This is a genomic window from Microbacterium meiriae (assembly GCF_032364335.1).
Lineage (GTDB): Bacteria > Actinomycetota > Actinomycetes > Actinomycetales > Microbacteriaceae > Microbacterium > Microbacterium meiriae.
Genome location: NZ_CP133984.1, coordinates 836,655 through 857,455 on the forward strand (window position 1 = coordinate 836,655; position 20,801 = coordinate 857,455).

31 protein-coding genes are annotated in these 20,801 nt (G+C 67.9%); 27 read left to right on the forward strand and 4 right to left on the reverse strand.

Translation table 11 applies throughout. The features are described 5' to 3' along the window. Positions 1-8: 8 nt before the first annotated feature. From RI211_RS16990 to RI211_RS04005, 10 genes are all read left to right on the forward strand, one after another. Positions 9-227 carry a WhiB family transcriptional regulator gene (locus RI211_RS16990; protein WP_396654999.1) on the forward strand — a complete coding sequence of 73 codons (219 nt, stop codon included), beginning with the start codon at positions 9-11 and terminating at the stop codon, positions 225-227. Positions 228-507: 280 nt separating this feature from the next. Next, entirely contained in the window at positions 508-1,152 is a 645-nt protein-coding gene (locus tag RI211_RS03965) for a hypothetical protein (protein WP_315714611.1), read from the forward strand. 238 nt (positions 1,153-1,390) lie between these two features. Then, positions 1,391-2,023, forward strand: coding sequence for a DNA-methyltransferase (locus tag RI211_RS03970; protein ID WP_315637319.1), 633 nt, complete (start codon positions 1,391-1,393; stop codon positions 2,021-2,023). Positions 2,024-2,126: 103 nt separating this feature from the next. Continuing rightward, on the forward strand, positions 2,127-2,432 hold the full coding sequence (locus RI211_RS03975) for a hypothetical protein (protein ID WP_315637321.1): 306 nt from the start codon (positions 2,127-2,129) through the stop codon (positions 2,430-2,432). A 121-nt stretch (positions 2,433-2,553) separates the two neighbouring features. Next, entirely contained in the window at positions 2,554-2,877 is a 324-nt protein-coding gene (locus RI211_RS03980; protein WP_315637323.1) for a hypothetical protein, read from the forward strand. A gap of 295 nt (positions 2,878-3,172) precedes the next feature. After that, positions 3,173-3,346 (forward strand): hypothetical protein, encoded by a 174-nt coding sequence (locus tag RI211_RS03985; protein ID WP_280569941.1) that lies wholly within the window; start codon positions 3,173-3,175, stop codon positions 3,344-3,346. Further along, on the forward strand, positions 3,339-3,578 hold the full coding sequence (locus tag RI211_RS03990; RefSeq protein WP_315637325.1) for a glutaredoxin domain-containing protein: 240 nt from the start codon (positions 3,339-3,341) through the stop codon (positions 3,576-3,578). The genes RI211_RS03985 and RI211_RS03990 overlap by 8 nt, the downstream gene beginning before the upstream one ends. Next, on the forward strand, positions 3,571-3,978 hold the full coding sequence (locus RI211_RS03995) for a hypothetical protein (protein ID WP_315637326.1): 408 nt from the start codon (positions 3,571-3,573) through the stop codon (positions 3,976-3,978). The genes RI211_RS03990 and RI211_RS03995 overlap by 8 nt, the downstream gene beginning before the upstream one ends. Positions 3,979-4,313: 335 nt before the next feature. After that, positions 4,314-4,937, forward strand: coding sequence for a DUF7341 domain-containing protein (locus RI211_RS04000; protein WP_280569956.1), 624 nt, complete (start codon positions 4,314-4,316; stop codon positions 4,935-4,937). A 530-nt stretch (positions 4,938-5,467) separates the two neighbouring features. Next, on the forward strand, positions 5,468-5,947 hold the full coding sequence (locus RI211_RS04005) for a hypothetical protein (protein WP_315637327.1): 480 nt from the start codon (positions 5,468-5,470) through the stop codon (positions 5,945-5,947). Between the two features lie 9 nt (positions 5,948-5,956). On the opposite strand, the gene RI211_RS04010 is transcribed toward RI211_RS04005, so the two are convergent. Further along, a complete protein-coding gene (locus RI211_RS04010; protein WP_315637329.1) occupies positions 5,957-6,781 on the reverse strand; it encodes a CPBP family intramembrane glutamic endopeptidase in 825 nt (274 codons plus the stop codon). A gap of 164 nt (positions 6,782-6,945) precedes the next feature. Between RI211_RS04010 and RI211_RS04015 the strand changes: the two genes are divergently transcribed. Next, on the forward strand, positions 6,946-7,110 hold the full coding sequence (locus tag RI211_RS04015) for a hypothetical protein (RefSeq protein ID WP_315637331.1): 165 nt from the start codon (positions 6,946-6,948) through the stop codon (positions 7,108-7,110). A gap of 6 nt (positions 7,111-7,116) precedes the next feature. Here RI211_RS04015 and RI211_RS04020 read toward each other — a convergent pair whose 3' ends face one another. Beyond that, entirely contained in the window at positions 7,117-8,784 is a 1,668-nt protein-coding gene (locus RI211_RS04020; protein ID WP_315637332.1) for an MDR family MFS transporter, read from the reverse strand. Next, positions 8,784-9,395 carry a TetR family transcriptional regulator gene (locus tag RI211_RS04025; protein ID WP_268777224.1) on the reverse strand — a complete coding sequence of 204 codons (612 nt, stop codon included), beginning with the start codon at positions 9,393-9,395 and terminating at the stop codon, positions 8,784-8,786. Before RI211_RS04025 ends, RI211_RS04020 begins: the two co-directional genes overlap by 1 nt. A 175-nt stretch (positions 9,396-9,570) precedes the next feature. Here RI211_RS04025 and RI211_RS04030 point away from each other — a divergent pair, with 175 nt between their 5' ends. From RI211_RS04030 to RI211_RS04070, 9 genes are all read left to right on the forward strand, one after another. Next, positions 9,571-10,008, forward strand: a complete 438-nt coding sequence (locus RI211_RS04030; RefSeq protein WP_187663371.1) for an Asp23/Gls24 family envelope stress response protein — start codon at positions 9,571-9,573, stop codon at positions 10,006-10,008. After that, complete coding sequence (locus RI211_RS04035; protein WP_025104398.1) at positions 10,005-10,196, forward strand: DUF2273 domain-containing protein; 192 nt, start codon at positions 10,005-10,007, stop codon at positions 10,194-10,196. Before RI211_RS04030 ends, RI211_RS04035 begins: the two co-directional genes overlap by 4 nt. Next, positions 10,193-10,534, forward strand: a complete 342-nt coding sequence (locus RI211_RS04040; protein ID WP_315637335.1) for a hypothetical protein — start codon at positions 10,193-10,195, stop codon at positions 10,532-10,534. Before RI211_RS04035 ends, RI211_RS04040 begins: the two co-directional genes overlap by 4 nt. Continuing rightward, entirely contained in the window at positions 10,531-11,097 is a 567-nt protein-coding gene (locus tag RI211_RS04045; RefSeq protein ID WP_315637337.1) for a hypothetical protein, read from the forward strand. The genes RI211_RS04040 and RI211_RS04045 overlap by 4 nt, the downstream gene beginning before the upstream one ends. Next, positions 11,094-11,792: a hypothetical protein gene (locus tag RI211_RS04050; protein WP_315637339.1), complete on the forward strand. Its 699-nt coding sequence runs from the start codon at positions 11,094-11,096 to the stop codon at positions 11,790-11,792. The genes RI211_RS04045 and RI211_RS04050 overlap by 4 nt, the downstream gene beginning before the upstream one ends. A 14-nt stretch (positions 11,793-11,806) precedes the next feature. Beyond that, positions 11,807-11,980, forward strand: a complete 174-nt coding sequence (locus RI211_RS04055) for a CsbD family protein (RefSeq protein WP_187663375.1) — start codon at positions 11,807-11,809, stop codon at positions 11,978-11,980. A gap of 117 nt (positions 11,981-12,097) precedes the next feature. Further along, positions 12,098-12,664 (forward strand): RNA polymerase sigma factor, encoded by a 567-nt coding sequence (locus RI211_RS04060; RefSeq protein WP_259953005.1) that lies wholly within the window; start codon positions 12,098-12,100, stop codon positions 12,662-12,664. Beyond that, positions 12,661-13,263, forward strand: coding sequence for an Asp23/Gls24 family envelope stress response protein (locus RI211_RS04065; RefSeq protein WP_315637342.1), 603 nt, complete (start codon positions 12,661-12,663; stop codon positions 13,261-13,263). Before RI211_RS04060 ends, RI211_RS04065 begins: the two co-directional genes overlap by 4 nt. Continuing rightward, the gene (locus RI211_RS04070) at positions 13,260-13,649 is read left to right on the forward strand and encodes a hypothetical protein (RefSeq protein ID WP_315637345.1); all 390 of its coding nucleotides are present in this window, start codon (positions 13,260-13,262) and stop codon (positions 13,647-13,649) included. The genes RI211_RS04065 and RI211_RS04070 overlap by 4 nt, the downstream gene beginning before the upstream one ends. Before the next feature lie 24 nt (positions 13,650-13,673). Here RI211_RS04070 and RI211_RS04075 read toward each other — a convergent pair whose 3' ends face one another. Then, the gene (locus tag RI211_RS04075) at positions 13,674-14,519 is read right to left on the reverse strand and encodes an SDR family oxidoreductase (RefSeq protein WP_315637346.1); all 846 of its coding nucleotides are present in this window, start codon (positions 14,517-14,519) and stop codon (positions 13,674-13,676) included. A gap of 93 nt (positions 14,520-14,612) precedes the next feature. Between RI211_RS04075 and RI211_RS04080 the strand changes: the two genes are divergently transcribed. The 7 genes from RI211_RS04080 (at position 14,613) to glmM (ending at position 20,748) form a co-directional block, all read left to right on the forward strand. After that, on the forward strand, positions 14,613-14,978 hold the full coding sequence (locus tag RI211_RS04080) for a winged helix-turn-helix transcriptional regulator (protein WP_315637347.1): 366 nt from the start codon (positions 14,613-14,615) through the stop codon (positions 14,976-14,978). Between the two features lie 98 nt (positions 14,979-15,076). Next, entirely contained in the window at positions 15,077-16,615 is a 1,539-nt protein-coding gene (locus tag RI211_RS04085) for an APC family permease (RefSeq protein ID WP_187663380.1), read from the forward strand. A 38-nt stretch (positions 16,616-16,653) separates the two neighbouring features. Further along, positions 16,654-17,502 (forward strand): tRNA pseudouridine(38-40) synthase TruA, encoded by an 849-nt coding sequence (truA, locus tag RI211_RS04090; RefSeq protein ID WP_187663381.1) that lies wholly within the window; start codon positions 16,654-16,656, stop codon positions 17,500-17,502. A 53-nt stretch (positions 17,503-17,555) separates the two neighbouring features. Further along, positions 17,556-18,224 (forward strand): endonuclease/exonuclease/phosphatase family protein, encoded by a 669-nt coding sequence (locus RI211_RS04095; RefSeq protein WP_136052048.1) that lies wholly within the window; start codon positions 17,556-17,558, stop codon positions 18,222-18,224. Positions 18,225-18,416: 192 nt separating this feature from the next. Beyond that, positions 18,417-18,863 carry a 50S ribosomal protein L13 gene (gene rplM, locus RI211_RS04100; RefSeq protein ID WP_187663382.1) on the forward strand — a complete coding sequence of 149 codons (447 nt, stop codon included), beginning with the start codon at positions 18,417-18,419 and terminating at the stop codon, positions 18,861-18,863. A 26-nt stretch (positions 18,864-18,889) separates the two neighbouring features. Then, complete coding sequence (gene rpsI / locus RI211_RS04105) at positions 18,890-19,375, forward strand: 30S ribosomal protein S9 (protein ID WP_025104384.1); 486 nt, start codon at positions 18,890-18,892, stop codon at positions 19,373-19,375. Positions 19,376-19,389: 14 nt separating this feature from the next. Further along, positions 19,390-20,748 carry a phosphoglucosamine mutase gene (glmM, locus tag RI211_RS04110; RefSeq protein WP_144880707.1) on the forward strand — a complete coding sequence of 453 codons (1,359 nt, stop codon included), beginning with the start codon at positions 19,390-19,392 and terminating at the stop codon, positions 20,746-20,748. Positions 20,749-20,801 lie beyond the last annotated feature (53 nt).

Genomic DNA, 20,801 nt, shown 5'->3' on the forward strand with positions numbered 1-20,801 from the left:
AGAGCTGGATGCGCGGGGCGATGTGCGCCCAGATCGGTGGAGACGACTGGTTCCCGAAGCACGGTGACCTGCCCACCGCAGAGCGCGCGAAACGTATCTGCCGCGAAGCATGCCCCGTGCAAGCCCAATGCCTAGAGTTCGCGTTGCGGACAGGGCAGTCGACCGGCATTTGGGCGGGGTACTCCGCGAAGTCGTTGCAAGCGATCAGGAGAAGGGGCGCCGCATGAGTTACGTGACAGCACCGGGCGCGATCCCGACCACGTACGCCCGTGAACAGCCCGCGTGTGGTCGCTGCCCACGATGCCACCCCGGCAAAAACTGGGGTGGCGACGAAGCATGCCGCATCAACACCTGCACATGCCACAAGAGGGGAGAGGTGATGACTTGAGCTGGTTCAAAGTAGACGACGGGTTCTGGTCGCACCCGAAGACCCTGGCTCTGTCGCCGGATGCTGTTGCGCTCTGGGTTAGAGCCGGCTCATGGTCGTGCCAGCAGTTGACGGACGGGGTGATCGAGGACTACACGCTCCCAATGTTTGGCCCGGTTGCTTCGGCGGCGGAGGAGCTTGTTGAGGTCGGTTACTGGTATCGGCATGACGGGGCTTACGAGTTCCACGATTGGGCTGAGTATCAGGAGGCCTCTGAGGCCGTGAAGGAGCGCCGGAAGAAGAACGCCGAGAAGATGCGGCGTTGGCGTGAGGCGAAGGCCGCGAAGCAGGAGAGTGACGAGGTTAGTGACCCGGTTACGTTACCGGTTACGAACCCGGTTAGTAACGCTCTCCCCGACCCGACCCGACCCGACCCGACCTCTTCTATCTCTGACGAGATAGAAGAGTCTTCTTTGTCCGACGCTGACGCGTCCGACCGGGGAACCCTCATCCCTGAAACCTGGCGCCCCAACCAAACCCACATCGACAAAGCCAAGTCGTTACACCTGGATGTGAAGGCCGAGTATCAGCGGTTCCGTTCCAACGCGGAACGGACGCAACGCAGGTTGAAGAACTGGAACACGGGTTTCACGAATTGGCTGCGGAAAGCGGCTGAGTTCAACCAGCAGCGTCAGGGGACAACGGCGCCGTCATCGAGACAGTCGCCCACGGATCGTATCGCCGCCATCCTCGCGATCGGCGAGCAAGGAGAAATAGAAGCATGAACGAAGCAGTGAGGGCAGAAGCCCTAAACCGCTACTCGCACAAGAACGTCAGGGACAGATACGACGCTGACCTACTCATGGCCGGGTTCAGTGACGGAGCCAAGTGGGCTATAGAGCATGGGGTGGACTTCTGCTACGAGTGCAATCGCACAACTTTGTGGAGCGGCGAGACCTGCACGGGTTGTGGCCGTGAATGGGGGCATGACCTGTGACTACGCCGTACTACGAGGACGACCTCGTGACCCTGTACCACGGGAGTTGCCTAGAGATCCTGGATTGGCTTTCCGCTGACGTCTTGGTGACAGATCCCCCATACGGGACTCAGTTCAGCAAGGACAACCCGAAGGGTGGGTATGGCCGACGCCAGAACGCCGGTCTCGGCCCGGAAGGGTTCGTTATCGCGAACGACGGGACAACCGAGACTCGTGACGCGGCACTCAAACTCTGGGGAGACCGCCCGGCGCTCCTCTTCGGTTCACCGCGCCTGCCGGACCCGCCGATGAAGGTTGCCGACCGCCTCGTATGGGACAAGAAGCGACCGGGGATGAATGGTGGGCCGTGGCGCTACCGGCACGAGTCCATCTATGTCACTGAAGGGTTCGTGCGTACGTCAGACGCATCGGTGTCGATCCTCACCGCGTTTCCCGAACAGTCTGACCACATACATGCCAAGCCGCTCCCGCTCATGGAAGCGCTCGTCGAGTCGGCGCCTCGGGGAGTGATCGCGGACCCTTTCGCTGGGTCTTGTTCCACCCTCGTGGCTGCGCGGAACCTTGGCCGGAAGGGCGTCGGAGTCGAATTGGAGGAAAGATATTGCGAAATGTTAGCGAAACGCCTGTCGAAGCAGACGTTGTTCGACGGCGCATTCTGACCGCAGAAGATGTCCAAGACCTCTCCGAAGCCCACCGGCTCGGGGAGGTTCGTTGTTCCGGCTGGTGGTCGTACGACAGGGGAAGTGAGTGAACGCTTTCGAGATGAAGCGTCTGCTGGCGAAGATCAGCCTTGGTGACAACAGGCAGGTCGACCAGCTCGTGATCGATGACTGGATGGAAACGATCGGGCACCTCGACTACCCGGCAGCGTATGAGGCGGTTGTTGCTCATAGGCGGGATTCGACGGAGTATCTGCAACCCGCGCACATCGCCCAGCTTGTTCGCTGGCGTGCACCACAGGCGGCGGTGACGATGAGCCCGGAAGCGCCGACGTCGTGTACACAGTCGGCGCATCGGTGGTTGCCGGATGGGACGTGCGTGTTCTGCACGGGGCGGAGGGATCGATGAGTGGTCCGGTGTCTGCGTGTCCGAGGTGTGGGTTGCGTCGTGAGGCGAGAACGTCGGCGGCGTTGTGTGCGTCGTGCCGGTCGGTCCTCACACCCGAAGAACGAAAACTATGGAGGAAACCATGACCGACATCCGGTTGCGAGAGTTCCACGGCGACGGAGTGTGGCGAGATGACACGGGCACAATCTGGGTTCGGCAATCCGAGCTTGTTGACGCGGTGCGGGCTGGTGTCGTAGCCGAGGAACCGGAATGGGAGTACGGCGTCAAGTTCGACTGGAAGCCCGAGCCTTCCTACGTCGGGTCACATGACAATTGCCGCTACTTCATGGATCAGCCCAATGATTCTCTCGAAAAGCACGCCCACCCCGAAGACACAAAGACGCTCCTGCGGCGTCGCAAGGCCGGCCCGTGGGTGCCGATGAAGCAGGAAGGAGCCGACCAGTGAAGCTCGCTTTGAACATCCCCGATCGTGAGTGGTTCGAGCTCGCAGGCAGGGCGGACAGGGCCAACACACGCCTCGACGACCTGATCGTGTCAGCAGTACGAGGGCTACTTGAGGATTCGCCACGGCGGACTGCGATGGCGGACAGGGTGCACGACCTCGTTGTGCAGGGTGTGCCCGACCCGGTGATCGCACACAGGTTGCAGGTGCCGGTTGAGCATGTGCGGGGGTTGCGGCGGTCTCACGGGTTGCGGCCCGTGAAGTTCCGTCGTGAGGAATGGGAACAGGAACTAGCCGCATGACCGACGACCTCAAAGAAACCAGGTACACCCACTGGGTAGGTGGATCGCCGCCGACCAGCCTGCACGCAAACGGCCCCTCGTCCTTCGAACACAAGACAGGCGACGCCATGGCCATCACGTGCAAGCTCTGCCGAACCCTGCTCGAGCGCGATTGGAGCACCTATGACTGAGGTTGTTGTGTACACCCAACCCAACTGTCAACCCTGCAAAGCCACACTCCGCAGGTTCAACGCGGCAGGCATCGAGGTGAAGGAGGTCGCCGCGGACGACTACAGGCCCCTGTTGAAAGCAATGGGCCACATGTCTGCCCCCGTCGTCATGGACGGGGTGCGCCACTGGTCGGGATATCGCCCTGACCTCATCGACGACACCATCAACACAAGGAGAACAGCAAATGGCTGATGTTCAGGTCCGATCCGCATTCGTCGACAAGGTACTCGTCGGCACAGACGGCGCATGGGGACTCAAAACCAGCGAACCCCACTCCCGCAAAAACGACAACGGCGGGTACGACACCACCGGTCGCACCTTCCGCACCATCCGCGGCAAGAACATCGACTGGACCCAGTTCCAGGAGAAGGACCGCATCTCGTTCTTCGGCCGTGAAGAGACCGTCGAACGTGAACACGAGGGCAAGAAGTATTACGACCTGCTCGTGTGGGTTGACGGGGTGACGGTGCTGCGGAACACGGGCCAGTCTCGTCCGGCGCCCACACCCGAACCCTGGCAAACACCGGGCGCATCCACACAGACCGACGCATGGACGACACAGGGGAGCTTCGGCGATGACACACCCTTCTGACCTGATCGCACATCGATGCGAGGACTGCCAGACGTGCGGTGTGCACGGGGGAAGCCACCTGAAGTGCTGCGGGTGCTATGACGGCGTGTGCTGTCAGGACCCGAAGGCTGAACCGTCTGACGCGCAGGTGAGCGCGGCCCTTGAGTCGTACTGGGGCTACCCAGACGGATACTCTCGCGGCCAGTTCGAGAAGATGCGCGCCGCTCTGCGTGCCGCTTGGGGTGTCCGATGACCTTGCCGCCGTTGTGGCGTTGTCCGTCGTGTCCGGTCATCCTTGTCGGCCCACAGATCGACGGCGCACGAGAACACACACTTGAACACGAAAGCGAGAACCCATGACTGACCTTCTCGATGCCGTGGATGACCTCACCCTCCCACGGCCCGTCAAAGTCACCACCGACGACGGACACACCTGGGCAACCGAAGACGCACTCCTCGTCCAACTCGAAGAAGCCATCCACTCAACCATGTCCAGAACCGGTGGCAGAGGCGGGGGAGACTCACGCATGATCCTCGACGCCGACGCCCTCATGCGGTTCTCGATGATCAGCGCTGCCATCACAGACTGGTGCCGCATGGTCCGCGCCCATGTCTCCCGCAACACCATCAACGACCTACGCGCATGGTACATCGCCTACACGGCAACACCAGGGGAACGCATGGACGAGTTCTACATCACCCAGTTGCGGAAGTGGGCTGACCTCATCCGGGGGAAACTCAACCCGCGAGAGACGATCGAGTTCACTGACCCGTGCCCCGAATGCCACGAGAAGGACTGGGTGAACGAAGACGGCGAACTCATCCCCAACCCAGTCGTCATCGACTACGACAAGACCGGTGACGTGCTCAACAGTGCACGCGGGTCATGTCGGGCATGCGGTGCGACCTGGCAAGGAGTGTGGGAACTGCGGGGGATGAGACACGCCGCCGACGAAATGACCGCACATGGTAGCGAATAGCCGTCAAATGCTGTAGCATAGACAACGCAGGGCAGTAGTGCGTCTACTCCCACCCAAAACCGCCCACCGTATCCCAATACACGGTGGGCTTTGTTGTTCCTCCCGGTCGGCTCATGGAATGACCCGTGGCGAATGGTCGGTCGAGGACAAGCCGGGTCGACGCCGGCGAAAACAGGTTGCGTGAGGCAACCCGACAAACACACGACAGCCCCCACCGACCCATAGCCCCACGCTTACAGGTCAAAGCGCGCACCCCGTCGTGTCAAACGCTCGAGTCCGGGTAAAGCCGCGGCGAGCACCTATGGTCCTAGGTGTTACGGAAGCATGGCGGTCTCATAATCGTGAGGTCGCGGGTTCAAGCCCCGCTCCTGCTACAGATGAAAACCCCCGGAACATTCCGGGGGTTTTGTCGTCTCCGACCTCAGTGCCGGGATACCGTCCTCACCCTGCGCGGAGCGTCCTAGAGTGTGTGACGCGTCGGCCTCCCAGCCGGCCACCGAGATGGCGGGCATCGAGGGACGAGGTCTGCCGTGTCTGCGCCCGATCGCCGTGCGAGCATCGTGTTCCGGGACGCCCGGCGCGCCCTGGAGGAAGCCGTCGCGGACGGGCGCGGTCATTCCCTCGGGCTCGAAACGCTCGCGCCGCAAGAGTCCTGGGACCTGCTGGTCGCCGAAGGGTACGGGCGCGCGTTGCTGACCGGCGCCCTCGCCGGGGCACTCGCCGGGCTGCTGCGACACGGCGTGACCGTCGCCGACGTGCTGAGCTGTCCTGCGGTCCCTCTCGGGGTCGAGCTCGGGACGAGATCCCTCCGGCTCGTCATGGGGTGGCTCGCGGACGGCGTGGCCGAGATGGACGATGCCGTCGTGTCGCGGACGATGGTGGCCGGCGTCGCCGACGATCTCATCGGTGCCTCCGACGCGGCCCTGGCCGTCGGCGATGCGCACCGGGTGGCCGTGCTGGTCTTCGCGATCGCGGCGGTCGGCACCCACGCGGTCTGGCGTGCGGTGTGATCCGGGCGGTCAGCGCTGCGGGGCGAAGGTGTCGGGTGCGGAAGCCCCGACCCGACCGCGGATGAAGATCATCAGCACGAGACCCGCGACGATCACGACGATGTTGCCGAGCCCCGCGACCGCGGTGAGCCCGCCTTCGGTGGGGTACAGCGTCTGCAGGAAGATACTCGGATCGGTGCTGGCGTGCAGGAGGATCGGGGCGATGATCGTCCCGGTGACCCGGAGCGCGAGGTACATGCAGATCCCGAACGCGAACGTGTAGACGAGCTGGAAGAGGGTCGGGAGCAGATCCTGGCCCGTCAGGAGATTCCCCGCGTGCAGAGCGGCGAAGATCGCGGCGGAGACGACCGCGACGACGAGCTCGCGCGCCCCCGCGTCCCGCATCATCTTCACGACGAGGCCGCGCGTGAGCACCTCTTCCGCGAAGCCGATGGCGAGTCCCGCGAGCAGCCAGGTCGCGACGACATCACGTCCGACGCTGCCGTCCTCGATCGTGAGGAAGCGGAGGACGTTGAACAGCAGGACCGCGACGATCGCGATCCACATCCACCCCGCTCCCCGGATGGGCTGGGGTCCGAACACGGGTCGCCACCACCCGACCGAGGCGATGAACGCGACCAGCAGGAGGCCCCCGACGAGGATCGGCAGGACGTCGTAGACGAGGACGCCGGCTGCACTCGCCGGATCGTCGACCTGCGCGGCCAGCGGGAGGAGGGCCAGCGAGAGCAGCTGATAGAGCCCGTAGTACACGGCCGCGAGCAGGAGGGCGCGCCACCAGCCTCCGCGATCCCAGAAGCGCTGCCAGGCGGAACGGTGCGGTGCGGCGTCGATCACGGGTGCTCCTCGAGAAGGGAGGGAGAGGGGGCGAACAGCTTCAGTCTGATGGCTCCGCCCCCGGCGAGTGGGCGTGCGGCGGCGACACGCCGTGTCAACCCCCTCGGCCGCGTCGGCGCCCCCGCGCAGACTGGCCGTCCGGATCCCCAACATCAGGAGGCGCCATGTCCGACACGTCGAACAGCCAGGACAATCAGGAGGAGATCGAGGCCATCGGCGTCGACCCCGACTTCGTCACCACCGATCACGACCCCGAGCCTGACGACCTTCCCGCGACCGGCGGTGGGGAGGACGACGACGACGACGTCGACGTCGCCGACCTCCCCTAGCGCGGGCTACCTGCCCGTGGACGCCGAGCCGGTCTCTCCCGGCTCGGCGTCCGCGCGTCCGGCATCGACGCGTCCGGCGGTGCGCAGCTCGGCCTCGAGGCGCTCGGCCTCCTCGCCGCTGATCGCCTCGCCGCGCGCGACGAGACCCGCCTGATCCGACAGCGGGATCTGCTTGAGGAACAGCGACAGGATGAGCGCGAGCGCGATGAAGGGCACGAGGTACCAGAACACCGGGGCGAGGGCGTCCGCATACGCCGTGACGATGCCGTCGCGGACCTCGTCCGGCAGGCTGTTCAGCGTGGCGGGGTCGATCGTGGACGCGGCCTCGGAGGCGGACTCGGGGGACGCCCCGGCGCCGGCGAACACGCCGAGCAGGTTCTCCGTCAGACGTGTGGTGAAGATCGTGCCGAACACCGCCGTCCCCAGCGAGGCGCCGACCTCGCGGAAGTAGTTGTTCGTGCTCGTGGCGGTGCCGATCTCGCCCGCCGGGACGGCGTTCTGCACGACGAGCACGACGACCTGCATGATGAGGCCGAGCCCGGCGCCGAAGACGAACAGGAATGCGCAGATCAACCAGATCGGCGTCTCCGCCGACAGCGTGGTCATGGCGACCATCGCGATACCGGTGATGATCGTGCCGAGGATCGGATAGATCCTGTACTTCCCGGTCTTCGAGATCGCGAGGCCGGAGAAGATCGAGGTCCCCATGAGGCCGACCATCATCGGGATCATCAGCAGCCCGGAGGCGGCGGCGGAGGTGCCGGACGACATCTGCAGGAACGTCGGGACGAAGCCGATCGCGGCGAACATGCCGATGCCGAGGACGAGGCCGATCGCCGTGGCGTTCACGAAGATCGGGTTGCGGAAGAGGCTGAGCGGGATGATCGGGTCCTGCACCCGGGACTCGGTGATGACGAACGCCGTCGCCGACACCACGAGCCCGGCGCCCCAGGCCCAGGTCGCGAGCGAGTCCCAGCCGAACGCGGCGTCGCCGCCGAAGTCGGTGAAGAAGATGAGGCAGGTCGTCGCCGCCGACAGGAAGAGCACGCCGAGGATGTCGATCGGCTTCTCCGCCTTCTTGCTGGGGAGCTTCAGAGCCACGAGGGCGATGAGGAACGCGGCGATGCCGACCGGGATGTTGATGTAGAACGCCCACTGCCAGGTCATGTGGTCGACGAAGAAACCGCCGAGGAGCGGTCCGGCGACGGCGGAGAGGCCGAACACCGCGCCGAGCGGACCCATGTACTTGCCGCGCTCGTTGGCGGGCACGATGTCGGCGATGATCGCCTGCGACAGGATCATGAGCCCGCCGCCGCCGAGACCCTGGAGGGCACGGAAGACGACGAACATCCAGAAGTCCGTCGCGAACGCGCAGCCCACCGAGGCCAGTGTGAACAGGGCGATGGCGACGAGGAAGAGTGACCGTCGTCCCAGCACGTCGCCGAACTTGCCGTAGATGGGCATGACGATGGTGGTGGCGAGCAGGTAGGCGGTGGTGATCCAGACCTGATGGTCGACGCCGCCGAGCTGGCCGACGATCGTGGGCATCGCCGTCGACACGATGGTCTGGTCGAGGCTCGCGAGCAGCATGCCCGCGATCAGGGCGCTGAAGATGATCCAGATGCGGCGCTTCGTGAGGAGGAAGGGCGCATCCGCGGTGACGGTGGCGGACATCAGTGGGCTTTCTGTGAAGGGGAGTAGAGGTCGCGCGCGAGGCGCAGTCGGCGGGCGATGAGGTCGGCGAACGGCTCGGTGGAGTGGTGGTGCAGCAGCTGCTCCATGCAGAGGCGGACGAGCGCGCCGACGGAGTGGACGAGCACTTCGGCGCGGAGCTCCGCGTCCGTGGCACCGCCGATGCGGCGCGCGACGAGGGCGATGTCGCGCCGCTCGTGCTTCTCCTGCTGCTCGAACGCCGCGCGCAGCAGTCGCGGCTCCTGCTCGATGACGGCGAACAGCTCGGCGGCGTGCTCGATCGGATCGAAGAGGGCGAAGCGCTCGACGGTGAGCTGCACGAAGTCGTCCAGGAGATCGCCGTCGCGCTCGAGGAAGACCGCTTCGAGCTCCTCCTGGCGGGAGTCGATCACGGCGAACCCGAAGACGGCGTTCTCCTTGCTCTCGAAGTAGTTGAAGAACGTGCGCCGGGAGACTCCGGCGTCGGCGCACAGCTCTTCGACCGTGAAGCCGGCGAAGCCCCGCTCGGCCGTCAGGCGGCGTGCGGCCTGGGTGAGGGCCCGCGTGGTCTGCCGCTTGCGTTGCTCCCTCGTGGATTCTGCACTGTTCTCCATAGAGTGCAACTTTGCACTCTGAACCTTGGAGTGCACTGAAAGTCGCCGCCGAGGAAGGCCCGGAGATTCGTTCCGAGAAGTTTGTGACATTCTGTGCTCCTCGACCGTCTTAGTGGTGTCGTGAGAACACGGCCCGCGCGGAAACCGCGTGGACACACGGATGAAGGAGCTCGAGATGGCGAACGTGACTGGGGGCACCCAGCCCAAGGCTCAGGTCGTCCCGGCGTCGCAGGGGGCGGCGGGGAAGACGACGATCGAGGATGCGGTGGTCGCGAAGATCGCCGGCATCGCGGCGCGGGAGGTCGACGGCGTCTACGCGCTCGGCGGTGGCGCCGCGCGCATGATGGGTGCGATCCGCGACGCCCTCAACACGACCGACCTCGCGCAGGGGATCAGCGTCGAGGTCGGCGAGACGCAGGTGGCCGTCGACGTGACGATCGTGGCGGAGTACCCGGTGTCCCTGCAGAAGGTGGCCGACCAGGTGCGGGCCGCGATCCACCGGGCCATGGTGGAGCTGGTGGGCATGGACGTCGCCGAGGTCAACGTGACCGTCAACGACGTGCACATCCCCTCGGAGGACGACGATGAGGCCCCGGAGGCGCGGGTCCAGTGAACGCCTCGGTGATCGGCGGAGCTGCGGCGACGGTGCTCGCGCTGACCTGGATCGTCTGGGGGTTCTGGGCGTTCCTGCTCGTCACCCTCGCGATGCTCGTCGGCGCCGTCGTCGGCCGCATCGTCGACGGTCGCCTGGACGTGCGGGCGCTCGCCGACGTGGTGCGCGGGCGGCGATCGTCCTCATGAGCGTGGCACAGACGGACGGGCCGACGACCGTGGCGGGGGCCACGGTCGTCGAAGCCCGCGCGTTGCACCGGCTCGCTCTGGGGATCGTCCGGGATGCCGCTCGGGTCGGTACCGACGACGTGAGCGTTCAGCTGGCGGACCGTCGCGGCGATCTGCGGGTGTCCGTGAAGGTTCCGGTCGTCCTCGGACGCCTCGGAAGCGATCCCGTGAGTGTGCGGGCGGACGCCGTCCGCGATGCCGTGGTACGCGGTATGCGGGACCTTGCCGCCCGCCGCGTGGGAGCGGTGGACGTGCGCTTCGCCGGAGTCCGGCGCGAGATCGGGAGGAGAGTGGCATGACGGTGGACACGGCGACATCACGGCGGCTGCTCCGTCGAGAGGCGAGGGCGACTCGTCGGGGGCCCGCCATCGCGCTCGCGGTCGTGCTGACGGCGATCCTCCTCGCTCTGCTGGCCGGAGCGATCGCCTGGGCCATCGACGCGGCGTTCCGCGCGCAGGTCAGCGCCTGGTTCGCGCCCGTCGCCTCGGTCGCGCAGACGCCGTCGGCCCTGATCGCGGTCGGGGTCGCGCTTCTCCTCCTGGCGTTGCTCCTCTTCGCGCTCGCTGTGCTTCCGGGCCGGCGTGCGCGCCGTACACGTCTCGACACGCGGGCAGCGCTCGTGATCGACGACGGCGTGCTCGCCGACGCCATCGCGGACGGGGTCGCGCGCCGGATCGGGGTGCCGCGCGGGCAGGTGGGCGTGACCGTGGCCCGACGCGCGGCGCTGATCCGGGTCACTCCGACGAGCGGGGTGCCGGTGGATGCGGCTGCCGCCGAGGAGGCAGCGGCCCGGGTGCTGGACGAGGTCGGCTTCCGGCTCTCGCCGCGGGTGCAGGTGGGACGGGAAGGAGTGATCGCATGACGTCGGCAGGGACGGCGGCGAACCGCGCGGTCCTCCTCGGGGGAGCGGCAGTGCTTCTGAGCGGGGGCGTCGTCCTCCTCGCCGGGGGGCTGCGGGGCGCGGGGATGCTCCCGCCACCCGTCGAGGAGGGGCTCGCGCAGGCGGACGGCCTCATGGCGTGGTCGGGGGCGTGGGGCCTCGACCTCCCCGGCGCGGGCTTCGTGCCGCTGTGGGCGATCGCGGGGGTCGTCGCCGCCGTGCTGCTTCTGGTCGTGCTCGTGGCGTTCCTGCTCACGCGCCGGCCGCGACGTGAACGCACCGTTCTCCGCCTCGTCGGCGAGCGCGGCACGACCGCCGTCGACCGGAGCGTGGCGGAGGACCTGCTCGCGGCGCCCCTCGCGGAGCGCGGGGATGTGCTCGCGGCCCGGGTGATGACCCGGAGAGTCGGGCGAGGGATCGCTCTCGGCCTCGTGGTGACCCCGCGCCCCGGTGCGGCTCTGGGTGGGCTGCTCGCGGCCGTCGATGACGTGGTGCAGGAGTGGGACGCCCTCACCGGTACCCGCATGCCGCTCGTCGTGCACATCGCCGACCGCGGGTGGCGGGAACTCTTCCGGTCGCGGCAGCGGATGCGTCGTTCGCTCGCGGCGGGACGGACCGCGGCGCCGGAGGGCCGGAACGCCGCACGGACATCGACCCCGACCGTCGGGGTCGTGTGAGGAAAGGAGACGCCATGAGCGCGGAGAACAAGATCAAGGCCGCAGCCGAGAAGGTGGCGGGCAAGGCCAAGGAGGTCGTCGGCGAGGTCACCGACAACGACAAGCTCGTCGCCGAGGGCAAGGCCGAGCAGGCCAAGGGCGATGTCAGGAACGCGGCCGAGGATGTCAAGGACACGTTCACCAAGTGACGGAGGGGGAGGAGACGCCCGTGCGGGCGTCTCCTCCGCCTGCGCGCATCGGGTCGTCACGATCCGACGCGGCGCGGGCTCCGAACGCCCGGGGAACCGTGAACGAGGGGTGGGGGAATGGCAGCCGACCGCTGGGGTGAGGCGCTGGAGCAGGCTGGGGACCGCATCGTCGCCGGCCGTGCGATGGATGGGGACGTCGCCGCATTCGCGGTGCTCGTGCGCAGGTACACGCCGATGATGAGGGCCTACACGCACAGGATGCTGAACGCATCGGCGGAGGTCGACGACATCGTGCAGGATGCGTTCGTGACCGCGTGGCAGCGGTTCGGTGAGCTGGAGGACCCCGCCAAGGTGAAGAGCTGGCTCATGCGGATCGTGAGTCGCAAGGCGGTGGACCGGCTGCGGCAGACGCGGCCGGCCCTCGACGTGGACGAGATCGACCGGCCCGCGCCGCCGCAGGCGTCGCCCGCCGCGGTCGTCGAAGCGCGAGCGGGTGTCGCGGCCCTCGGTGCCGCTCTGCGCGAGCTCCCCGAGGCCCAGCGCGAGTGCTGGGTGCTGCGGGAGCTGGGCGGCTACAGCTACGACGAGATCGCCGAGGAGCTCGGCATCCCCGTCAGCACGGTGCGCGGACTGCTGTCCCGCGCGCGACGATTCCTGATCACACGGATGGAGGCGTGGCGATGACCGATCACCACGAGGACGACCAGCTGCGCCGCCTCGGTCTCGAGCCCGCCGACCTGGACGGGCACACGATCGAGGACCTCAGCGATTACCTGGACGCCGGACGCACCCCGCGGAACCCCGCGATCGAGGAGTCTCCGGGATGCCAGCTCGCGCTCGACGCCCTGGAGAGGCTGCGCGGCCTCGGCAGCGAGCTGATGGATGACGACGCGGCCTCTGCCGCGCCGGTGGACGAGAGCTGGGTGGACCGGATCCTCAGCGGCATCGCGATGGATGCCCAGGCAGGACGCCGTATCCCGTTCGCCTCCGACGATCCGGCCGTGGAGCTGGCGATCACCGAGGGTGCCGTGCGCGGACTGGTCCGTGCCGCGGAGGAGGCCGTCCCCGGGGTTCTGGTCGGCCGGTGCCGACTGGACGGCGACGTGACCGAGCCCGGAGCGCCGGTACGGGTGATGATCGACGCGAGCGTGCGCCTGGGCGACCCTCTCCGCAGCGTCGCCGACCGGCTGCGCGCCGAGGTGGATGTCCGGGTTCGTCGTCACACCGAGCTGCAGGTCATGGCGATCGACGTCGCGATCACCGACGTCAGGGAGGGGGCATGATGGCCGACGCCGAGCTGACGAAGGAGGAGCGCGCGGACCTCGCGATCCGGATCGAGACCGCCCTGCGCGCCTGCTCGGGGGTGCGCGGTGTGTACCGCTCCGGATCGCTCGTCTCGAACCTCGTGCGTGCGGGGGCGGCCGCCTGGGGCGTCGAGCGCGGTGCCGACCCGATCGTGTCCGTCACCGCGGCGCCGGAGGGCGTGGCGGTCGAGGCCGCGATCGGGGTCGACGGGCGGGTGAGCAGCGTCGCGACCCTGCGGCACGCCCGCGAGACCGTGGATGCCGTGCTGTACGCGGACGGCCTGCGGCGGGACAGGCTCACGCTGACCGTCGCCTATGTGCAGAGCGCCGGCGAGCCGGTGTCGGGGGAGCGCCGCCGCCCGTGACGGCGGCCGGCGGCGCTCCTCACCTCACACCAGGGCGCGGAGGCCTTCGACGAGCGGTGTCGTCGGGCGGCCGATGAGGCGGCGGAGCGTGCCGTCGGTGTCTGCCAGTGCGCCGTCGCGGATACCGGCGTCGAGGGCGACGACGAAGTCGGCGGTGCCCTCATCGAGCCCGGCGGCGCGCAGCGCGGCGAGCTGCTCGTCCGCGGAGAGCGGGAGGAAGGTGACCTCGCGGCCGGTGACCTCGGTCATCGCGGCGGCAAGGTCGGCGTAGGTCCACGCGACGTCTCCGCCGAGCTCGTAGACGGCGCCGATGTGTCCGTCCTCCGTGGCCACGGCCGCGGCGGCCTCGGCGTAGTCCTTCCGGCTGGCGGAGGCGACGCGGCCGTCTCCGGTGCCGGCGCTGAGGGTGCCGGTCTCGGCGGCGCGGGCGAGGTCCGCGGCGTAGTTCTCGGTGTACCAGTTGTTGCGGAGGATCACCGCGGGGAGGCTTGCGGCCGCGATGAGCTCCTCAGTGGCCTTGTGCTCGGGAGCCAGGACGAGGGTGCTCGTGGTGGCGTTCGGCGCGCTCGTGTAGATGAACTTCGACACGCCGGCGTCCTTCGCGGCGTCGATCACCGCCCGATGCTGCGCGACGCGCTGGCCCACCTCGGAGCCCGAGACGAGCACGACGGTGTCCACGCCGTCGAGCGCCGCGGCGACCGATTCCGGGTCGGTGTAGTCGAGACGGACGACGGGCACGCCGAGGTCGGCACCCTTGGCGAGGTCGCGGGCGCCGGCGCGGATCGCCTGCGGCTCGACACCGCGCTCCAGGAGGGCGGCGACGATGAGGCGGCCGAGGTGACCGGTCGAACCGGTGACGAGGATGGTCATGGGAGTCCTTTCGTAGCTGACTCCCCGGACAACCCCGATAGCCGTCGTGAGCATTCCTTTCAGCAGGTACCCACTTTTCGGTAAGGTACCCACATGACGGTGAGTTTTGCGCAGATCCGCGATTCGCAGCCGGCCCTCTTCGATCAGGGGTGCGGCACGCGCGTCGTCCTGGACCACATCATGAGCAAGTGGGGCGTTCTGGTTCTCTCGTGTCTCTCCGACGACACCCACCGCTGGGGAGAGCTGCGCCGACAGGTGGACGGCATCAGCGAGAAGATGCTCGCCTCCACCCTGCGCACGCTCACCGACGACGGCCTGGTGCACCGGGAATCGCTGCCGACGGTGCCGCCGCACGTCGAGTACAGCCTCACGCCGCTGGGGCGCGACCTGATGGAGCGGATGCTGCCCCTGATGGAGTGGGTGGCGGCGCACGCCGACGGAATGCTCACTCGCGACTGACCCACGGAATCCTTCGCATATCCCCACACGACGCGTGGAATCCGTCGCCGAAACAAAAGGATTGACGGGATACCGCGGCCCGCCGTACTGTTCTGAGCATGGCAACGACGCCCATCCACCTTGAACGACCCGACGGCAAGGGCCTGGCTGCAGGCACCCTCGGCCTGTGGGGATCCACCGTCATCGGTCTGGCCTCCACGGCCCCCGTCTACTCGCTCGTCGCGACGCTCGGCTTCGTCGTGCTCGCGGTGGGCGCCCAAGCACCGATCGCCTTCATCATCGCCTTCGTGCCGATGCTGCTGATCGCCTTCGCCTACCGGGAGCTCAACAACGCCGTCCCCGACTGCGGCACCACCTTCACCTGGGGCACCAAGGCCTTCGGCCCCTGGGTGGGATGGATGGGCGGCTGGGGCGTCGCGGTCGCCGGCATGGTCGTGCTCGCGAACCTGGCGCAGATCGCCTCCGTCTACTTCTGGTCGCTGATCGGACAGGACCTCGAGAACAACGACTGGCGCGTCGTCGTCGTCGCCGTGCTCTTCATCGCGGCCATGACCTGGGTGAGCTGGCGCGGCGTGGAGATCGGCGAGCGCATCCAGAACGTGCTCCTCGCGATCCAGTACCTGGCGCTGGCGATCTTCGTCGTCGCCGCCCTCTGGCAGTTCTTCACCGGCGACGCCCCCGACGCCACGCCGTTCGCGTGGGAGTGGCTGAACCCGTTCGGCTTCACCGACTGGTCGGGCTTCACGGAGGCCATCCTCCTGGCGCTCTTCATCTACTGGGGGTGGGACACCTGCCTCGCCCTCAACGAGGAGACCAAGGACCCGAAGCGCATCCCCGGCCGTGCCGCCGTCCTCACCTGCGTCATCCTGCTCGTGACGTACGTCGCCGTGACGATCGCCGCCATGATGTACGCCGGGCTCGGCGAGGACGGCACGGGACTCGGCAACGAGGCCAACGCCGACGACTTCTTCCTCGCCATCAAGGACGGCCTGCTCGGCCCGTTCGGGTGGGTGCTCGTGGTCGCGGTCATCATCTCGGCGATCTCGTCCACCCAGACGACGATCCTCCCGACCGCCCGCGGCACGCTCGCGATGGGCGTGTACCGCGCGCTCCCGGCGAAGTTCAAGGACGTGCACCCCGTCTACAAGACGCCGTCGTTCTCGACGATCGTCATGGGTGTGGTGGCCTCTCTCTACTACGTGGGCATGACCCTCATCAGCGACAACATCCTCCAGGACTCGATCCTGTCGCTCGGACTCGCGATCGCGTTCTACTACGCGATCACCGGCTTCGCCTGTGTCTGGTACTTCCGCGCCGATCTGCGGCGCTCCGCTCGCGACCTGTTCTTCAAGGGGATCTTCCCGCTGGTCGGCGCCCTGCTGCTCACCGGGGCGTTCGTCCAGTCGGCGATCGACATGTGGGACGTCGACTACGGCTACACCGTGCTCTTCGGCATCGGCGGGACGTTCGTGATCGGCATCGGGTCGCTGGCGATCGGCCTGGTCCTGATGTTCCTCTGGTACCTCTTCCCGCGGTCGAAGCGGTTCTTCCGGGGCGAGAGCCTGAACCGGGAGACCCAGGTGATGGTTCCCGAGGAGCCGGGCGCGCTGATCCGATCGGTCGACGGCGGCATCTGACGCACGGGGTGCGCACGCGGCTGTCCTAGGCTGGCCTCGTGCGCATCCGGCTCGACATCGCCTACGACGGCACCCATTTCCGCGGGTGGGCCACGCAGCCCACGCTCCGCACGGTGCAGGGGACGCTGGAGGCGGCGCTCGCCCGGATCGTCGGCTCCGACGTGCGGTTCGTCGTCGCCGGGCGGACGGACGCCGGCGTGCATGCGAGCGGACAGGTCGCGCACGTGGATCTCGACGAGGCGCAGTGGGCGCGGATCGAGGCGCGCCACGGCCGCGCCGCCGAGGACCCGGCCGGCAGCATCGCGGCGCGGATGCGCGGGGTGCTCGGCGCCTACCCCGACGTGACGGTCACCCGGTCCTCGCTCGCCCCCGAGGGGTTCGACGCGCGATTCTCGGCCGTCTGGCGCCGCTACCGCTACCGGCTCGCCGACGACCTCGCCGGATACGACCCGCTGCGGCGGCTCGACACCACCACCATCCGGGGGCGGCTGGACGCGGAGGCGATGGACGCCGCGGCGCAGACGCTCATCGGCCTCCACGACTTCGCCGCCTACTGCAAACCCCGTGAGGAGGCCACGACCATCCGTACGCTGCTCGATTACCGGTGGCAGCGGGACGCGGACGGGGTGCTCGTCGCGGAGGTCAAGGCCGACGCGTTCTGCCACAGCATGGTGCGGGCCCTCGTCGGCGCCTGTGCGGCTGTGGGGGAGGGGCGCCTGGACGTCGGTGATCTCGTCGTGCTCCGCGATGCGCTCACGCGGACGAGTGAGTTCAAGGTCCTCGCCGCCCGCGGGCTGACCCTCACGGAGGTCGGCTACCCGGCCGAGGAGCTCCTGGCCACCAGAGCCGCCCAGACCAGGGCCCGACGCGACCGCGAGAGCGACTGATCGCCGGAATCGGGAGCCGGGGCACAGATGGGGCGGGTAGCGTGGGGACGATCATGAAGGTCATCTCCTACAACCTGCGCAAGCACCGCGCCGCCGGCGAGCTCGCGGCGCTCGTCGATGAGCATGATCCCGACATCCTCTGCCTCCAGGAGTGCGATGTCCCGGAGCTTCCGGATCGGATCGGCGGTCTCGTGCTGGCGGACGCGACGCAGGGCAACAGGCTCGGCCTCGCCCTCTTCTATCGCGAGAGCACCTACCGTCTGCTCGGCATCCGCACCCTCGGCCTGAAGAAGTCGCTGCATGACCGCATCGCCAAACCCGCGCATGAGCGCGTCCTCGGCGCCCGCCTGCGCGACATCGACGACGGCGGCGAGTTCATCGTGGCGTCCTTCCACGCCGCGCCCCTGACGGCGTTGAACTCACTGCGCCGGCACCAGATCCGCGCGGCGCTCGCCGAGCTCGCGACGCTCGGCGAGGGGCTGCCGCAGCTCATGGTGGGGGACTACAACTACCCCGTCTTCAAGGAGAACCTCGGTCAGGCGGTGCGCGATCAGGGATACGCGCTGTCCCTCAGCGACGACCACACCTACACGCGGTACCGGGTCTTCCGCGGGCACTACGACTTCGCGACCTCGTCCGGCTTCGAGATCGAGCGCATCACCACGCTGCCGCAGCGCTCCAGCGACCACCGCCCGATCCTCGTGACGGTCCGTCCGAACTGACACCCGTGCCGGGCGGGTTTGGGGAATGCCGTTCCGGTGGCGTATGCTGACTCTTTGGTGCCCTTCCCTGCCTGCGGGGAAGATGCACATCCGAACGTGAGCCCTCCACTGGCGTGTTCCTCCCCGTAGGGAACGAACCACCCCGGAGTGGGATTCACGAACACCTCCGTTCGACAAGAAAGCAGCACTATCGTGACGCGCACTTACACCCCCAAGGCTGGCGAAGTCCAGCGCGACTGGGTCGTCATCGACGCCACCGACGTCGTTCTCGGCCGCCTGGCCTCGCACGCGGCGACGCTTCTGCGTGGCAAGCACAAGCCGACCTTCGCCAACCACATCGACTCGGGTGACTTCGTCATCATCGTGAACGCCGACAAGGTCGCGCTCACCGGTCAGAAGCTCCAGAAGAAGCTGGCCTACCGCCACTCCGGCTACCCGGGCGGCCTGAAGTCGGTCACCTACGCCGAGCTTCTCGAGAAGAACCCGGTCCGCGCCGTGGAGAAGGCCATCCGTGGCATGCTCCCGAAGAACAGCCTGGGCCGCCAGCAGCTGTCGAAGCTGAAGGTGTACACCGGTGCCGAGCACCCGCACGCCGCGCAGCAGCCCCAGCCGTACACCCTCGACCAGGTCGCCCAGTAAGCGCCGTACAGACTAAGGACATACTCGTGGCTGACATCCAGGACTCCACCGAAAACCTCCAGAACTTCTCGACGTCGACCCCGGAGACCGACGCGGTCGAGGCGGCTCCCCGCCCCGTGCTGAGCGTCCCCGGCGCCGCTGTCGGCCGTCGCAAGCAGGCCATCGCCCGCGTGCGTCTGGTCCCCGGCTCGGGCACCATCACGGTCAACGGCCGTACGCTCGAGGACTACTTCCCGAACAAGCTGCACCAGCAGCTGATCAACGACCCGTTCACCGCGCTGAACCTCGCCGGTGCGTACGACGTGATCGCCCGCATCTCGGGTGGTGGCGACTCCGGCCAGGCCGGCGCTCTGCGTCTCGGCATCGCGCGTGCCCTCAACGGCATCGACGCGGAGAATAACCGTCCGACCCTGAAGAAGGCCGGCTTCCTCTCGCGCGACGCTCGCGTCAAGGAGCGCAAGAAGGCCGGACTCAAGAAGGCCCGTAAGGCGCCTCAGTACTCGAAGCGTTAAGGTCCACTGCTCCGATGCCGATCTTTGGCACGGACGGCGTGCGAGGACTCGCCAATGGCATCCTCACCGCCGACCTGGCGCTCACCCTGGCCCAGGCGACTGCTGTCGTCCTGGGCCAGGGCCGTACGGCGGAGGCTCGCAAAGCCGAAGGCAAGCGACTCACCGCCGTCGTCGCCCGTGACCCCCGGGTCTCCGGGCACTTCCTGACCGCTGCCGTCGCCGCGGGCCTCGCCTCTTCCGGAGTCGACGTCCTCGAGGCCGGGGTCATCCCCACGCCGGCTCTGGCGTTCCTCGTGGCGGATCGCGATGCGGACTTCGGCGTGATGATCTCCGCCTCGCACAATGCGGCGCCCGACAACGGGATCAAGATCTTCGCCCGTGGCGGACGCAAGCTCCCCGACGTCGTCGAGCAGCGCATCGAGGAAGCCATGCATGGCGAGATGCTGCGCCCGACCGGTGCCGGCGTCGGCCGCATCGACCGCTTCTCCGATGCGGAGGACCGCTACGTCGTCCACCTGCTCGGCTCGCTGCCGCACCGCCTCGAGGGCGTCCACGTCGTGCTCGACTGCGCCCATGGCGCCGCTTCCGGGGTGTCTCCCGAGACGTTCCGCGACGCCGGTGCCGAGGTCACCGTGATCGGTGCCGACCCCGACGGCTGGAACATCAACGACGGCGTCGGCTCCACCCACCTCGACAACCTGGCCGAAGCCGTCGTCCGGCTCGGCGCCGACGTGGGCATCGCCCATGACGGCGACGCCGACCGCTGCCTCGCGGTGGACGCGCAGGGCAACGTCGTGGACGGCGATCAGATCATGGCGATCCTGGCGCTGTCGATGAAGGAGCGCGGCCGTCTCACCGACGACACGCTCGTCGCGACGGTCATGAGCAATCTGGGTCTGCACGTCGCGATGCGCGAACACGGCATCACGGTGCGCCAGACGGCCGTCGGCGACCGCTACGTGCTCGAGGACATGAACGAGGGCGGGTACGCGCTCGGCGGCGAGCAGTCCGGCCACGTCATCATGAGCGAGTACGCGACCACGGGGGACGGCCTGCTCACAGGTCTCCATCTCGTGGCCGAGATGGCGCGGCAGGGCAAGTCCCTCGCAGAGCTCGCATCGGTCATGACGGTCTACCCGCAGCTGCTGATCAACGTCCGCGACGTCGACAAGGATCGCGTCGCCGAGGACGAGGTCGTGCAGCAGGCGGTGCGCGATGTCGAGGCTGAACTCGGCGACACCGGGCGCGTGCTGCTGCGCAAGTCCGGCACCGAGCCGCTCGTGCGGGTCATGGTCGAGGCCGCCGACTCCGAGTCGGCCCGGACCTACGCGGAACGTCTCGCGGCGGTCGTGCAGGAGCGCCTCGCGCTCTAGGACCGCCGTCTCCGAACCGGTCGGTCGCCTCGGCGGCCGACCGGTTCGTCGTC

Excerpts from the sequence above, each read along its gene's own strand:
- RI211_RS16990 (WP_396654999.1), top strand. The coding sequence starts at position 9 with ATGCGCGGGGCGATGTGCGCCCAGATCGGTGGAGACGACTGGTTCCCG.
- RI211_RS03975 (WP_315637321.1), top strand. The coding sequence starts at position 2,127 with ATGAAGCGTCTGCTGGCGAAGATCAGCCTTGGTGACAACAGGCAGGTC.
- RI211_RS03980 (WP_315637323.1), top strand. The coding sequence starts at position 2,554 with ATGACCGACATCCGGTTGCGAGAGTTCCACGGCGACGGAGTGTGGCGA.
- RI211_RS03985 (WP_280569941.1), top strand. The coding sequence starts at position 3,173 with ATGACCGACGACCTCAAAGAAACCAGGTACACCCACTGGGTAGGTGGA.
- RI211_RS03990 (WP_315637325.1), top strand. The coding sequence starts at position 3,339 with ATGACTGAGGTTGTTGTGTACACCCAACCCAACTGTCAACCCTGCAAA.
- RI211_RS03995 (WP_315637326.1), top strand. The coding sequence starts at position 3,571 with ATGGCTGATGTTCAGGTCCGATCCGCATTCGTCGACAAGGTACTCGTC.
- RI211_RS04000 (WP_280569956.1), top strand. The coding sequence starts at position 4,314 with ATGACTGACCTTCTCGATGCCGTGGATGACCTCACCCTCCCACGGCCC.
- RI211_RS04015 (WP_315637331.1), top strand. The coding sequence starts at position 6,946 with ATGTCCGACACGTCGAACAGCCAGGACAATCAGGAGGAGATCGAGGCC.
- RI211_RS04020 (WP_315637332.1), bottom strand. The coding sequence starts at position 8,784 with ATGTCCGCCACCGTCACCGCGGATGCGCCCTTCCTCCTCACGAAGCGC.
- RI211_RS04025 (WP_268777224.1), bottom strand. The coding sequence starts at position 9,395 with ATGGAGAACAGTGCAGAATCCACGAGGGAGCAACGCAAGCGGCAGACC.
- RI211_RS04030 (WP_187663371.1), top strand. The coding sequence starts at position 9,571 with ATGGCGAACGTGACTGGGGGCACCCAGCCCAAGGCTCAGGTCGTCCCG.
- RI211_RS04040 (WP_315637335.1), top strand. The coding sequence starts at position 10,193 with ATGAGCGTGGCACAGACGGACGGGCCGACGACCGTGGCGGGGGCCACG.
- RI211_RS04045 (WP_315637337.1), top strand. The coding sequence starts at position 10,531 with ATGACGGTGGACACGGCGACATCACGGCGGCTGCTCCGTCGAGAGGCG.
- RI211_RS04050 (WP_315637339.1), top strand. The coding sequence starts at position 11,094 with ATGACGTCGGCAGGGACGGCGGCGAACCGCGCGGTCCTCCTCGGGGGA.
- RI211_RS04055 (WP_187663375.1), top strand. The coding sequence starts at position 11,807 with ATGAGCGCGGAGAACAAGATCAAGGCCGCAGCCGAGAAGGTGGCGGGC.
- RI211_RS04060 (WP_259953005.1), top strand. The coding sequence starts at position 12,098 with ATGGCAGCCGACCGCTGGGGTGAGGCGCTGGAGCAGGCTGGGGACCGC.
- RI211_RS04065 (WP_315637342.1), top strand. The coding sequence starts at position 12,661 with ATGACCGATCACCACGAGGACGACCAGCTGCGCCGCCTCGGTCTCGAG.
- RI211_RS04070 (WP_315637345.1), top strand. The coding sequence starts at position 13,260 with ATGATGGCCGACGCCGAGCTGACGAAGGAGGAGCGCGCGGACCTCGCG.
- RI211_RS04075 (WP_315637346.1), bottom strand. The coding sequence starts at position 14,519 with ATGACCATCCTCGTCACCGGTTCGACCGGTCACCTCGGCCGCCTCATC.
- RI211_RS04080 (WP_315637347.1), top strand. The coding sequence starts at position 14,613 with ATGACGGTGAGTTTTGCGCAGATCCGCGATTCGCAGCCGGCCCTCTTC.
- RI211_RS04085 (WP_187663380.1), top strand. The coding sequence starts at position 15,077 with ATGGCAACGACGCCCATCCACCTTGAACGACCCGACGGCAAGGGCCTG.
- RI211_RS04095 (WP_136052048.1), top strand. The coding sequence starts at position 17,556 with ATGAAGGTCATCTCCTACAACCTGCGCAAGCACCGCGCCGCCGGCGAG.
- glmM (WP_144880707.1), top strand. The coding sequence starts at position 19,390 with ATGCCGATCTTTGGCACGGACGGCGTGCGAGGACTCGCCAATGGCATC.